Raw genomic sequence first — 13,408 nt, forward strand, 5'->3', positions numbered from 1 at the left:
CCGGAGGTTCCCCTTAGTACTTCAGCAGGTTGGAGTCGTCGACCGACGCGGTCCGGCGGGTCCGGAAGATCGACATGATGATGGCCAGACCGACCACGACCTCGGCAGCGGCGACCACCATGACGAAGAACGCCATGATCTGGCCGTCGAGGCTGCCGTTGATCCGGGAGAACGTCACCAGCGACAGGTTCACCGCGTTGAGCATCAACTCGATGCACATGAACACCACGATCGCGTTGCGGCGCACCAGCACGCCGACGGCGCCGATGGTGAACAGCAGCGCGGACAGCAGCAGGTAGTACGTCGGGGTCACGACTCCTCCTTGCCTGGGGCGAGCGCGCGGGCGTCGGGGCCCGGCAGGGCACCCGCGACCGCCTTGCGCTCCTCGTCGAGCTTCTCCGACGCGGTGGCGTCGATGAGCCGGGACAGCGACTCCTCGGCGACGGAGCCGTCGGGCAGCAGCGCCGGGGTGGCCACCGAGTTGGAGGTGGCGAACACACCGGGGCCGGGCAGCGGCGACGGGCGGTCGTGCTCACCGCGGAAGCGGGCCTCGACCAGTTCCTTCTGCGTCTTGCGGCCGCGCACGTGCCGGTCGACGTAGCCGAGCACCATCGCGCCGACGGCCGCGGTGATGAGCAGCGCCGAGGTCAGCTCGAACGGGAAGACGTAGTCGGTGAACAGCTTCAGGCCGATGTTGGCGACGTTGCCCCGACCACCGTTGGCCTCCGTGCCCGCCAGACCCAGCGGCCGGACCTCGGTGAGCGCGCGGGCGACCGCAGCCACGATGAGCACCGCGAGGCCGACGCCGAGGACGGTCGCCCAGAGCCGCTGGCCGCGCAGGACCTCGACCACCGAGTCCGAGGAGTCCCTGCCGACCAGCATCAGCACGAACAGGAACAGCATCATGATCGCGCCGGTGTAGACGATGATCTGCACGAAGCCCAGGAACGGGCCCTGCTGGACCATGTACATCACGCCGAGGCTGAGCATGGTCATCACCAGGAACAGCGCCGAGTGCACGGCGTTGCGGGCGAAGATCATGCCGAGGCCACCGGCCAGCGCGAGCGGGCCGAGCACCCAGAACGAGATCGCCTCGCCGGTGCTGACGTGCGTGGCGGCCTCCTGGGCCAGCAGGAGCGCGCTCACTTGGCCGCCTCCGCGTTGCGGGCCAACTGCGGGCCGTTGACGTAGTAGTCCTGCTCGTTGTCGCCCAGGCGCATCGGGTGCGGCGGCTGCTCCATGCCGGGCAGCAGCGGCGCGAGCAGCTGCTCCTTGGTGTAGATCAACCGCTGCCGGTCGTCGTCGGCGAGCTCGAAGTCGTTGAGCATGGTCAGCGACCGGGTCGGGCAGGCCTCGATGCACAGGCCGCAGCCGATGCAGCGCAGGTAGTTGATCTGGTAGTCGGCGCCGTAGCGCTCACCGGGGGAGTAGCGGTCCTCGTCGGTGTTGTCGCCGCCCTCGACGAAGATCGCGTCGGCCGGGCAGGCCCAGGCGCACAGCTCGCAGCCGACGCACTTCTCCAGCCCGTCCGGGTGCCGGTTGAGCTGGTGGCGGCCGTGGTAGCGCGGCGCGGTGCCGGGGAAGTTCTCCGGGTACTCCTCGGTGACGACCTTCTTGAACATCGTCGAGAAGGTGACCCCGAAGCCCTTCAGGGGGTCGAAGATGCTCACTGCTCAGTCTCCTTCTGCGCGTCCGCGCCGCCCGCGGTACCGACACCCGCGCTCACCGCGGCCTTCTCGCGCCTGCGGCGGACCTTCGGCTTGAGGTCGGCCTTGTTCGGGACCTTGAGGTCCAGCGGCGGCACCGGGTACCCGCCGCCGGTGACCGGGACGCCCTGGCCCTCGGTGCGCGGTGCCCGTTCCGGCAGCAGGAAGACCACGCCGATGAGCACCACGAGCGCGATGCCGCCGGTGACCAGGATGGTGGTCGGCGAGATGTCGTTCTGGTTGCGGAACGCCCGCAGCGCCACGACCAGCACGATCCAGACCAGGTTCGCCGGGACCAGGATCTTCCAGCCGAGCCGCATGAACTGGTCGTAGCGCAGCCGGGGCAGCGTGCCGCGCAGCCAGATGAAGACGAACAGGAAGATCCACGTCTTGCCGAAGAACCACAGCAGCGGCCACCAGCCGGTGTTGAAGTAGTTCGCGTCGATCAGCGAGATCGGCCACGGCGCCATGTACCCGCCGAAGAACAGCGTGGTGCAGAACGCGGAGACGATCACCATGTTGACGTACTCGGCGAGGAAGAACAGCGCGAACTTCATCGAGCTGTACTCGGTGTGGAAACCGCCGACCAGCTCGGACTCGGCCTCGGGCAGGTCGAACGGGGCCCGGTTGGTCTCGCCGATCATCGACACGAAGTAGATCAGGAAGCTGGGGATCAGCAGGTAGAAGTACCAACCGCTGGCTTGCTTGTCCACGATGTCGCCTGTGGACAACGAGCCGGAGTAGAGGATGACGGCCACGATGGACAGGCCCATCGCGATCTCGTAGGAGATCACCTGGGCCGCCGAGCGCAGACCGCCGAGCAGCGGGTACGGCGAGCCGGAGGACCAGCCCGCGAGCACGATGCCGTAGACGCCCATCGAGGAGCAGGCCAGCACCACCAGCACGCCGACCGGCAGGTCGACCAGCTGCAGCACGGTGCGCTCGCCGAAGATCGAGACCTCCGGGCCGAACGGGATCACCGAGAACGCCAGGAACGCCGGGATGGTGGACATGATCGGGGCCAGGAAGTAGACCTTCCGGTCCGCGGTGTCCGGGATGATCTGCTCCTTGAACGGGAGCTTGATCGCGTCCGCGATGGACTGGAACCAGCCGTTGGGCCCGACCCGGTTGGGCCCGGGCCGGTGCTGCATCCTGGCCACGATCTTGCGCTCGAGGATGATCATCGCCATGGTCGCGAGCGCGCCGAGCAGCAGCAGCGCGACGGCTTTGATCAGGATCAGCCAGATCGGGTCGTCGGCCAGGAGTTGGGCCCTGGTCATGAATTGCCTCCAGTCACCGTCACCACGGCACCGTGTCCGGCCCCGAGGGTCCTGCGCACGGTCGAGCCCGCTGAGTTGCCGGGCAGCCAGACCACGCCGTCGGGCAGGTCGGCGATCTGGACCGGCACGGTCACCGAGCCGCGGTCGGTGGCGACCGTCGCGGTACCGGCGACGCCGAGCTCGGTCGCCGTCTTGAGCGAGAGCCGGGCGTAGACCTGGCGCGCGGTGCCAGCCAGGTTCGGCTCACCGTCCTGCCCGGACCCGAGGTCGAGCAGCTGCCGCCAGCTCGCCAGCACGGCCTGCCCGGCACCGGCGCTGACCGGGGCGGGCGCCACGTCCGGCGCGGTGGCGGTGGGGGCGACGGAGCCGAGCCGGGCCAGGTCGGCCGCGCTGGCGGCCGGGGTCTGGGTGAACAGGTCGACGTCCATCTCCACGGCCAGCGAGTCGAGCACCCGGCTGTCGGGCAGCGCGCCGGTGCCCTCCAGGGTGCTGCCGAACTCGCGGCGGCGGCCCTCCCAGTTGAGGTAGCTGCCGGACTTCTCGACCGCGGGGGCGATCGGCAGCACCACGTCGGCGAGCGCGGTCGCCGCGCTGTGCCGCAGTTCCAGGCTCACCACGAACCCGGCCTCGGCGATCGCGCGCAGCGCCAACTCCGGGTCGGCCAGGTCGTACGGGTCGACCCCGCCGATGACCAGGCCGTCGAGCTTGTGGTTGTCGGCGGCGGCGAGGATCGCGTCGGTGTCGCGACCGGGGGCCGCGGGCAGCGCGCCCTCGGCGAGACCCCAGGTCTGCTCGACCGCGGCGCGCGCGGCGGCGTCGGCGACCAGGCGGCCACCGGGCAGCAGGGTCGGGACGGCACCGGCGTCGAGCGCACCGCGCTCACCGGCCCGGCGCGGGATCCAGGCGACCTTGGCACCGGTCGACCCGGCCAGCCGCAGCACCGCGCTGAGCAGACCGGGGACCTGCGCGGCGCGCTCGCCGACCAGGATCACCGACCCCGCGGCACCCAGGGCCTCGGTGACGTCCGGGGCGTGCGCGGCGAGGCTGTCGAGCGCGGCGGGCTCGCTGCCGGGAACACAGGCGAGCAGCGTGCCGCTGGTCTTGGTGACGCTGGGCGTCGTCCACTGGCCGAGGTGGAAGACCTTCGTCCGGTTCTTGCGGGCCGCCTTGCGCAGCCGCAGGAACACGATCGGGGCCTCCTCCTCCGGGTCGAGGGCCACCAGCAGCGCGGCGGGGGCCTGCTCGATGCCGGTGAAGGTCACCCCGGTCGCGGGGGTGGTGCCGACCACGGTGGACGCCAGGAAGTCCAGCTCCTCGGCCGAGTGCGGCCGAGCCCGGAAGTCGATGTCGTTGGTGCGCAACGCGATCCGGGCGAACTTGGCGTAGGCGTAGGCGTCCTCGACGGTCAGCCGACCGCCCGCGAGCACCCCGACGCCCTTGCCCTCGCGCGCCTTGAGCAGACCGGCGGCGGCCAGCTGCAGCGCCTCGGTCCAGCTGGACTCGACGAGCTCACCGGTGCCCGCGTCGCGCACCAGCGGCCGGGTGATCCGGTCGCCCAGGGTGGCGTAGCGGAAGGCGAACCGGCCGCGGTCGCAGATCCACTCCTCGTTGACCTCGGGGTCGTCGCCCGCGAGCTTGCGCATGACCTTGCCGCGCCGCCAGTCGGTGCGCTCCGCGCAGCCCGACGAGCAGTGCTCGCAGATGCTCGGGGTGGACACCAGGTCGAACGGGCGGGAGCGGAACCGGTACGCCGCGCTGGTGAGCGCGCCGACCGGGCAGATCTGGATCGTGTTGCCGGAGAAGTAGCTCTGGAAGGGCTTCTCCTCGGCGATGCCGATCTGCTGCTGGGCGCCGCGCTCGAGCAGCTCGATGAACGGGTCACCGGCGATCTGCGCGGAGAACCGGGTGCAGCGCTGGCAGAGCACGCAGCGCTCCCGGTCCAGCAGGACCTGGGTGGACACCGGGATCGGCTTGGCGAAGGTGCGCTTGGTCTCGACGAAGCGGGACTCGGTGCGCCCGTGCGCCATGGCCTGGTTCTGCAGCGGGCACTCGCCGCCCTTGTCGCAGATCGGGCAGTCCAGCGGGTGGTTGATGAGCAGCAGCTCCATCACACCCTGCTGCGCCTTGTCGGCGACCGGCGAGGTCAGCTGGGTCTTGACCACCATGCCGTCGGCGACGGTGATGGTGCAGGAGGCCTGCGGCTTGGGCATCGGCCGCCCACCCATCTCCACCTCGACCAGGCACTGGCGACAGGCGCCAGCCGGTTCGAGCAGGGGGTGGTCGCAGAACCGCGGGATCTGGATGCCGAGCCGTTCCGCGGTGCGGATGACCAGCTCGCCCTTGGGGGCGTCCACCTCGTGGCCGTCGACGACCAGGCGCACGTGCCCCTCGGGCACCGGCCTGGTCGTGGTGGGGTTCTCGGGCGCGATGGTCATGACTGCGCTCCTGCGTAAGCCGGGGAGTTCTGCGCGGCGCGGTTCTGGTCGCACAGCGCCAGGAACTCGTCGCGGAAGTACTTGATGCCGCTGGTGATCGGGCTGACCGCGCCGTCACCGAGCGCGCAGAACGACCGACCGAGGATGTTGTCGCAGATGTCGAGCAGGGTGTCGATGTCGGACTCGGTGCCCTTGCCGTCCACCATCCGCTCCAGGATCCCGGTGAGCCAGTAGGTCCCCTCGCGGCACGGGGTGCACTTGCCGCAGGACTCGTGCTCGTAGAACTGGGTCCACTTCATCACGGCCCACGGCACGGACACGGTCTCGTTGAAGACCATCACCGCGGTGGTGCCCAGCATGGAGCCCGCCGCCGCCGCGCCCTCGAAGTCCAGTGGGACGTCGAGGTGCTCGGCGGTGAACATCGGGGTGGACGAACCGCCCGGGGTCCAGAACTTGAGCGGGACGCCGTCCTTCATGCCACCGGCCAGCTCCAGCAGCTCGCGCAGCGTGGTGCCCAGCGGCGCCTCGAACTGGCCGGGGTTGGTGACGTGGCCGGAGATCGAGTAGATCTTCGGGCCGGGCGACTTCTCGGTGCCCATGGTGCGGAACCAGTCGGAGCCGCCGTTGACGATGAACGGCACGCTGGCGATGGTCTCGACGTTGTTCACCGTGGTCGGCGCGGCGTAGAGGCCCGCGGCGGCGGGGAACGGCGGCTTGAGCCGCGGCTGGCCGCGACGGCCCTCCAGCGAGTCGAGCAGCGCGGTTTCCTCACCGCAGATGTAAGCGCCCGCTCCGGCGTGGACGGTGATCTCCAGGTCGAACCCGGAGCCCAGGATGTCCTTGCCGAGGTAGCCCGCCTCGTGCGCCTCGCGCACGGCGGCGTTGAGCCTGCGGATGCAGTGCAGTGCCTCGCCGCGCACGTAGATGAAGCAGTGGTGCGAGCGCATCGCGTACGAGGCGATGACGCAGCCCTCGATGAGCGAGTGCGGGTCCGCCATCATCAGCGGGATGTCCTTGCAGGTACCCGGCTCGCCCTCGTCGGCGTTGATCACCAGGTAGTGCGGCTTGTCCTCGTTGGGGGGCATGAAGGACCACTTGATGCCCGCCGGGAAGCCCGCGCCGCCACGGCCGCGCAGACCGGATGCCTTCACCAGCTCGACGAGCTGCTCGGGGGTGCCCGCGAGCGCCTTGCGCAGCGCGGTGTAGCCCTCGAGCTGCTCGTAGGTCTTGATCGACCACGAGGTCGGGGACAGCCAGCGCTTGGTCAGCACCGGGGTCACCGGGGCGGGCTTGTTCACCGAGGTAGTCACTTCTTCTCCACCTCCGGGAGCGGCGGGTTCGGCATGGCCGGTGCGGTCCAGCCGCGGTCCTCGGCCAGCTTGGCGCCGCGCAGGGTCTCCACCGCGGCCGACGGACCGTCCACAGTGGCCCGGTAGCCCGGCTCGTCCTCCGGCCAGAACCCGGCCAGCTCCAGCTCCGCGGTGCGGAAGTCGCGCAGCGGGGCGCCCCGGGTCGGCGCGGGCTTCTCGCCGTTGCGCAGCGCGTCGACCAGCGCGACCGCCTTCTCCGGGGTCTGGTTGTCGTAGAACTCGTAGTTGACCTGGATGACCGGACCGAGGTCGCAGGCCGCCAGGCACTCGGCGTGCTCCAGCGTGATCGAGCCGGGCGCGCCGGGCTCCCCCGCGGTCTCGTTGTGGCCCAAGCGCTTGCCGTCCGCGCCGAGGTGCTCGCCGAGCTTCTTGTAGATCTCGTCGCCGCCCAGCACCGCGCACAGGGTGTTGGTGCAGACGCTGACCAGGTGCTCGCCGCAGGTCTTGCGCTTGTACATCGTGTAGAAGGTCGCGACCGCGCTGACCTCGGCGGCGGTCAGGTTCAGCTGCAGGGCGCAGAACTGGATGCCCGCCTGGCTGACCCTGCCCTCGACCGACTGCACCAGGTGCAGCATCGGCAGCAGCGCCGAGCGCGACTGCGGGTAGCGGGCGATGATCGCCTGCGCCCGCTCGACGGTCTTGGCGTCGAAGGCGCTCAAGTCCTCGGCGATGTCGGTGACCAGGTGCTCGGCCGCGACCGGGGACACGGCCAGCACGTCGGTGTCGCCCACCGACGCCTGGTGCGTCCGGCCCGCGCCGACGCTGGAGCCACCGTATGTGGAACCGGTGCTGCTCAACGGTCACACCCTCCCATCACGGGGTCGATCGAGGCGACGGCCGCGATCACGTCGGCGACCTGGCCGCCCTCGGACATCGCGGGCATCGACTGCAGGTTCACGAAGCTTGGGTCGCGCACGTGCACGCGCAGCGGCCGGGTGCCGCCGTCGGAGACCAGGTGGTAGCCGAGCTCGCCGCGCGGGGACTCCACCGGCACGTACACCTGGCCAGCCGGGACGTGGAAGCCCTCGGTGACCAGCTTGAAGTGGTGGATCAGCGACTCCATCGACTGACCCATGATCTTGCGGACGTGCTCGAGGGAGTTGCCCATGCCGTCCGGGCCGATGGTCAGCTTGGCGGGCCAGGCGACCTTCTGGTCCTCGACCATCACCGGGCCGGGCTCGAGCTTCTTGAGCGCCTGGTTGATGATCCGCAGCGACTGGTGGATCTCCTCGACGCGCAGCACGTAGCGGGCGAAGGAGTCGGCCTCGGTCGAGGTGGGGACCTCGAAGTCGTACTCCTCGTAGCCCAGGTACGGCTCGGTCTTGCGCATGTCCCAGGGCAGACCGGCCGAGCGCAGGATCGGGCCGGTGACGCCGAGCGCCAGGCAGGCGTCCACCGGGAGGTAGCCGACGTTCTTGAGCCGGTTGCGCCAGATCGGCTGACCGGTCAGCAGCTTGTCGTAGTCCGGCAGGCGCTTGTTCATCGTCTGCAGGAACTCTTTGACCTTGACCTCGTAGCCGTCCGGCAGGTCCTGGGCGACACCGCCGGGGCGGATGAACGCGTGGTTCATCCGCAGGCCGGTGATGAACTCCAGCACGTGCAGCGCTTCCTCGCGCTCGCGGAAGCCGGAGGTCATCGCGGTCAGCGAGCCGAGCTCCATGCCGCCGGTGGCCAGCGCGACCAGGTGCGAGGAGATGCGGTTGATCTCCAGCAGCAGCACCCGGATGACCTGCGCCCGGCGCGGTGCCTCGATGCCGAGCAGCTTCTCCACCGCGAGGCAGTAGGCGGCCTCGTTGGACAGCGGCGCCAGGTAGTCCATCCGCGTCACGAAGGTGACGCCCTGGGTCCAGGTCCGGTACTCGCAGTTCTTCTCGATACCGGTGTGCAGGTAGCCGATGACGCTGCGGGCCTGGGTGACCGACTCGCCCTCGAGCTCGAGCACCAGCCGCAGCACGCCGTGCGTGGACGGGTGCTGCGGGCCGAGGTTGATGACGATGCGCTCGTCGTGGATGGCGTCTTCCAGGACGGTGTCCCAGTCGCCGCCGGTGACCGTGTAGACGCGGCCCTCGGTGGTGTCCCTGGAGCTCGCATCCTGGATGTTCTCGCTGGTGGTCACGAGTACGACCTCCGCTGGTCCGGCGGAGGGATCTCCGCGCCCTTGTACTCCACCGGGATCCCGCCGAGCGGGTAGTCCTTGCGCTGGGGGTGGCCGTCCCAGTCGTCCGGCATGAGGATCCGGGTCAGCGCCGGGTGGCCGTCGTAGACGATGCCGAACATGTCCCAGGCCTCGCGCTCCTGCCAGTCGGCGGTCGGGTAGACCTCGACCACCGAGGGGATGTGCGCGTCGTCCACGTCGACGGCGACCTCGAGCCGGATGCGGCGCCGGTAGGTCATCGACGTGAGGTGGTAGACCGAGTGCAGGCGCTGCGCGACGTCGACCCCGTAGTCCACACCGGACACCGAGCTGCACAGCTCGAACCGCAGCGCGGACTCGTCGCGCAGCAGGCGGCACAGCGCGAGCAGGTGCTCGCGCTGGACGTAGAAGGTGATCTCGCCGCGGTCGACGGTGACCTGCTGGATGGCCGCGGCCGGGACCTCGCGGGTCGCCATGGCCGAGGTGAGGTCGTCGACGAACTCGTCGAACCAGCCACCGTAGGGCCGCTCGGCCGGGGCCGGGCTGTAGCCGGGCAGCACGAGACCGCCGAAGCCGGAGGTGTCGCCGGTGCCCGCGACGTTGAACATGCCCTTGCGGGTGCGACCGACCTGGACCGGCTCGGCTGGCGCGCTGGTGTGCTCGGCGACGGCGGTGGGCTCGTTGAGGCCCTCGGCGGGCTGCTGGGCGCTGGAGTGCGCTGCGCCCGTCTCCTTGCCCGCGTCGGCTTCCGGTGTGGTGGGGTTGTCAGCCATCAGGTCACTTCTTCTTGGCGAACTTCACGGATGAGGCAATCAGTTCCGTGCGGGCACCGCTGGCCGCGCGGATGGCGGCCCGGGTGGCGTTGATCGGCTCGTCGCCGATCTTGGCGTGCAGCTTGAGGATCGCGTCGAGCAGCATCTCCGGCCGCGGCGGGCAGCCGGGCAGGTACATGTCCACCGGGACGACGTGGTCCACCCCCTGCACGACGGCGTAGTTGTTGAACATGCCGCCGGAGGAGGCGCACACGCCCATCGCCAGCACCCAGCGCGGCTCGGCCATCTGGTCGTAGATCTGGCGCAGCACCGGGGCCATCTTGTTGGTCACCCGACCGGCCACGATCATCAGGTCCGCCTGGCGCGGCGAGGCGCGGAAGGCCTCCATGCCGAAGCGCGCGATGTCGTAGCGCGGGCCGCCGGTGGTCATCATCTCGATGGCGCAGCAGGCCAGGCCGAACGTGGCGGGCCACAGCGAGTTCTTGCGCCCCCAGTTCACCAGCTTCTCCAGGCTGGCCAACATGATGCCGTTCGGCAGCTTCTCCTCGATACCCATGTCGTCCGCCCCCTTTCAGTTCCAGTCGAGCCCGCCGCGCCGCCACACGTAGGCGTAGGCGAAGCCGACTGTCGCGATGAACAAGAAGATCTCGAGCAGGCCGAACATCCCCAGGACGTCAGCCGACACCGCGAACGGGTAGAGGAACACCATCTCGATGTCGAAGAGGATGAAGAGCATGGCGGTCAGGTAGTAGGCGACCGGCACCCGGCCACCCCCGATCACCGGCTGCGGTGAGGGCTCGATGCCGCACTCGTAGGCGGCCACCTTCGCCTTGTTGTAGCGGCTGGGGCCCAGCAGCGGGCCGAGCAGGGCGGAGAACACCGCGAACGCGGCGGCCAGGGCGAACATGACCACCAGGGGCAGGTACACCGCCAAGTTGGACACGACATCCGGCGGTTGAGCCACCGGCGTCTGGGCTAGCTCCGTGAGCAAAGGCCTTAGCGTGGGCACCTTGGTCGTCCTTTCCCGCGTCCTCGGCCGGAACCCTATGGGCCCTGGCTCACACCACCGTCGGTTAGGCTGGCCTAACTCACGGTTCGCCGAGCTTGTGAAAACATTCACAAGCTCGGCTCGAAGTTGTGAACGGCTTCACAAGCAGCGGGCCCAGTGTAGGACCTTGCTCACAGCCGGAATCCGACCCCCCTCGGCAACTCTCCGTGAACACTTGATGATCCTTTTCACCGCTCTGACCAGCGCTAACTCACTGCTAGCACCAATTAGCGGGGAACTGGGGAACTCTGTGAATGGAATTCTGGTGCGCGGTGCGGAATCGCGCCCATCGCCGTCCGACTAGCCACACTTCCGAGTGAGACCCACCGATCCCGGCCGCGATTCGCTGGATTGCCCACTAGCTTGGTCGCCGAGAGTCTCCCGCCGTGGGCGGAAGACAAGCCGTGCGGGCGGGTGCACCTGGGGCAGACCGGGACCCCGCCCGGGCGCAGCAGCCCATCGTCGTGGGCGATGAGCGAGTCGTGGGGCCAGGTGCAACCGGGGTATACCGGAACCCTGGCCCTGCGCAATCACCCTTCCGAGGAAGGGTGGAAGGTGCTGGCGTTTGCTACGCTGGCCCAGAGAGTTCACCGTCGTGGGCGGTGGGCGAGTCGCAAGGCCAGGTGCTCCCCGGGGAATACCGGGACCCTGGCCTTACGCATGTCCTGGGCCGTTCACCGCCTCACGTCCACCGCACACTCCATGGTGCGATGCTCAAGCGCCTCCCAAGGCGCGGCGGAACCGGCGAACCTCGCACGCATCGCACCGGCGAGGATGTCAGCGGCCCAGAGCAGTGGCTCCTTGGATCCTGGGCTGTGGGCGATGGTGAACCGAGCGCCCTTGTGCAGCTTGTACTTCGCACCGCGCACCACATCAACGTCCCGATCGTTGAGTCGGCGCGATCTACTCTCCACGCACAGCTCGGCTACCCCGAGGCCGTGCAGCTCCACTACCAGGCGTTCTAGGCACTTCGCGCGACCACGTTCCTGAGTTTCTTGTGGCACAGGGGCGCCCACCGCGACCACGTGCTCTCCATCTATGGAGGCCAGAGTCCTGGCGGCGTGTAGCCGCTGCCGATCAGTCATGTCATGCCAGTGCAGCTTGCCGGGATGGTTTCTCGTGCGCAGCCCGAGCATCGCCTCACTTGCAAGCTCACATTTCGACCTCGCGAAGAACACTGCCGCGAAGATGTAGTGGCCAGCCTGATCAGTGCCGAAGTACGACTCGTCGGCGAAGGCTTGGGGGGTGGGGAGCACCGAGCAAGGCTAGGGACTCGAAAACTCCTCACCCGATCGAGGCATGGCGGTCAGGCGCTGGGGGTGAGGCGGGTGGCGGTGGTGATGATGCGGTCGTAGGCGTCGCCGTCTTTGGGGTCGTAGAGGCCGGCGAGGAGTTTGAGGACGAGCTTCATCAGGGTCTTCCGGGGGAGGCCGTACTTGGTGGCCAGGCCCATGACGGTGGGGTTGCCGATGAGGCGGGAGAAGACGTTGCCGAGGCGGTAGTAGCTGCCGAGGGCTTGCTTAAGAGCCACCGGGTAGCCCTCTAGTGCCCGCTCACGCGCGGGGCCTTCGGCGCGGGCAAGCGCCTGCACCACGATCTCCGCGGCCAGGCGGGCCGATTCCATGGCGTAGCCGATGCCCTCGCCGTTGAACGGGTTGACCATGCCGCCCGCGTCGCCGACCAGGAGCAGGCCGTCGCGGTAGTGGGGGGTGCGGTTGAAGCCCATGGGGAGCGCGGCGCCGCCGATCTTGCCGATGGCGTTGGGTTCGCGGAAGCCCCACTCCTCCGGGGTGCCGTCGAGCCAGGAGCGCATGAGCTGGCGGTAGTCGGTGGTGCCGAACGCCTTGGAGGTCGACAGGATGCCCAGGCCGACGTTGACCGTGCCGTCGCCCATGCCGAAGATCCAGCCGTAGCCGGGGAGCAGGACCGGGTTGGCCGGGTCGGAGCGGTCCCACAGCTCCAGGTGCGACTCCAGGTAGTCGTCCTTGCTGCGCGGCGAGGCGTAGTACCGGCGGACGGCGACGCCCATCGGGCGGTTGTCGACCTTCTCCAAGCCGACCGACAGCGCGAGCCGGGCGGACACGCCGTCGCAGGCCAGGACGAGGGGGGCGCGGTAGGTCACGGGCGCTTTGTCCGGTCCGGCCTTCGCGCTGACCCCGACCACGCGGCCGTTCTCGACGATGGCGCCGGTCACGGTGGTCTGCTCGAGCAGCCGGGCGCCCGCGCGCTGGGCGGTGCGGGCGAGCATCTCGTCGAAGTCCTGCCGGGGCCGGACCACGCCGTACGGCGGGAAGGTGGCCAGGTCGGGCCAGTCGAGTTCGAGGGTGACGCCGCCGCCGACCACGCGCAGGCCGCGGTTGTGCAGCCAGCCGGCCTCTTCGCGGGTGTCGATGCCCAGGTCGATGAGCTGCTTGACCCCGCGCGGGGTCAGCCCGTCGCCGCAGACCTTCTCCCGGGGGAAGCTGCTCTTCTCCAGCAGGAGCACGTCGAGCCCGGCCCTGGCCAGGTAGGTCGCCGCGGTCGACCCGGCGGGACCGGCGCCGACCACGATGACCTCAGCGTCCTCGCCAGCCTTGCGGCGGCCGACAGTCGTGCTCATCGCGCTCCTCGTGAAAGCCTTCACATACTCGGTCAAGTCTAGAGGCAACTGAAACACGTGGGC

At 69.4% G+C, this 13,408-nt stretch carries 13 protein-coding genes; all 13 read right to left on the bottom strand.

Going from position 1 to position 13,408, the window contains the following annotated elements; all coding sequences use genetic code 11:
* Window positions 1–13: 13 nt before the first annotated feature.
* A complete protein-coding gene (gene nuoK / locus LV75_RS22870) occupies window positions 14–313 on the bottom strand; it encodes an NADH-quinone oxidoreductase subunit NuoK (RefSeq protein WP_204449126.1) in 300 nt (99 codons plus the stop codon).
* A complete protein-coding gene (locus tag LV75_RS22875; RefSeq protein ID WP_253889042.1) occupies window positions 310–1,146 on the bottom strand; it encodes an NADH-quinone oxidoreductase subunit J in 837 nt (278 codons plus the stop codon). Before LV75_RS22875 ends, nuoK begins: the two co-directional genes overlap by 4 nt.
* A complete protein-coding gene (gene nuoI / locus LV75_RS22880) occupies window positions 1,143–1,670 on the bottom strand; it encodes an NADH-quinone oxidoreductase subunit NuoI (RefSeq protein WP_204449127.1) in 528 nt (175 codons plus the stop codon). The genes LV75_RS22875 and nuoI overlap by 4 nt, the downstream gene beginning before the upstream one ends.
* Window positions 1,667–2,986 carry an NADH-quinone oxidoreductase subunit NuoH gene (gene nuoH, locus LV75_RS22885; RefSeq protein ID WP_253889043.1) on the bottom strand — a complete coding sequence of 440 codons (1,320 nt, stop codon included), beginning with the start codon at window positions 2,984–2,986 and terminating at the stop codon, window positions 1,667–1,669. The genes nuoI and nuoH overlap by 4 nt, the downstream gene beginning before the upstream one ends.
* The gene (locus LV75_RS22890) at window positions 2,983–5,421 is read right to left on the bottom strand and encodes an NADH-quinone oxidoreductase subunit G (RefSeq protein WP_253889044.1); all 2,439 of its coding nucleotides are present in this window, start codon (window positions 5,419–5,421) and stop codon (window positions 2,983–2,985) included. Before LV75_RS22890 ends, nuoH begins: the two co-directional genes overlap by 4 nt.
* Window positions 5,418–6,731 carry an NADH-quinone oxidoreductase subunit NuoF gene (gene nuoF, locus LV75_RS22895; RefSeq protein WP_253889045.1) on the bottom strand — a complete coding sequence of 438 codons (1,314 nt, stop codon included), beginning with the start codon at window positions 6,729–6,731 and terminating at the stop codon, window positions 5,418–5,420. Before nuoF ends, LV75_RS22890 begins: the two co-directional genes overlap by 4 nt.
* Window positions 6,728–7,588: an NADH-quinone oxidoreductase subunit NuoE gene (gene nuoE / locus LV75_RS22900; RefSeq protein WP_253889046.1), complete on the bottom strand. Its 861-nt coding sequence runs from the start codon at window positions 7,586–7,588 to the stop codon at window positions 6,728–6,730. The genes nuoF and nuoE overlap by 4 nt, the downstream gene beginning before the upstream one ends.
* Window positions 7,585–8,907 (bottom strand): NADH-quinone oxidoreductase subunit D, encoded by a 1,323-nt coding sequence (locus LV75_RS22905; protein WP_253889047.1) that lies wholly within the window; start codon window positions 8,905–8,907, stop codon window positions 7,585–7,587. The genes nuoE and LV75_RS22905 overlap by 4 nt, the downstream gene beginning before the upstream one ends.
* Window positions 8,904–9,698: an NADH-quinone oxidoreductase subunit C gene (locus tag LV75_RS22910; RefSeq protein ID WP_253889048.1), complete on the bottom strand. Its 795-nt coding sequence runs from the start codon at window positions 9,696–9,698 to the stop codon at window positions 8,904–8,906. Before LV75_RS22910 ends, LV75_RS22905 begins: the two co-directional genes overlap by 4 nt.
* A 4-nt stretch (window positions 9,699–9,702) precedes the next feature.
* The gene (locus tag LV75_RS22915; protein WP_092777490.1) at window positions 9,703–10,254 is read right to left on the bottom strand and encodes a NuoB/complex I 20 kDa subunit family protein; all 552 of its coding nucleotides are present in this window, start codon (window positions 10,252–10,254) and stop codon (window positions 9,703–9,705) included.
* Window positions 10,255–10,269: 15 nt separating this feature from the next.
* A complete protein-coding gene (locus LV75_RS22920; RefSeq protein ID WP_308211029.1) occupies window positions 10,270–10,662 on the bottom strand; it encodes an NADH-quinone oxidoreductase subunit A in 393 nt (130 codons plus the stop codon).
* 758 nt (window positions 10,663–11,420) lie between these two features.
* Window positions 11,421–12,002 carry a hypothetical protein gene (locus LV75_RS22925; protein WP_253889049.1) on the bottom strand — a complete coding sequence of 194 codons (582 nt, stop codon included), beginning with the start codon at window positions 12,000–12,002 and terminating at the stop codon, window positions 11,421–11,423.
* A 50-nt stretch (window positions 12,003–12,052) separates the two neighbouring features.
* Window positions 12,053–13,345 (bottom strand): geranylgeranyl reductase family protein, encoded by a 1,293-nt coding sequence (locus LV75_RS22930; protein WP_253889050.1) that lies wholly within the window; start codon window positions 13,343–13,345, stop codon window positions 12,053–12,055.
* Window positions 13,346–13,408 lie beyond the last annotated feature (63 nt).

Origin of the sequence: Actinokineospora diospyrosa (genome assembly GCF_024171925.1) — a bacterium.
GTDB classification, from domain to species: Bacteria; Actinomycetota; Actinomycetes; order Mycobacteriales; family Pseudonocardiaceae; genus Actinokineospora; species Actinokineospora diospyrosa.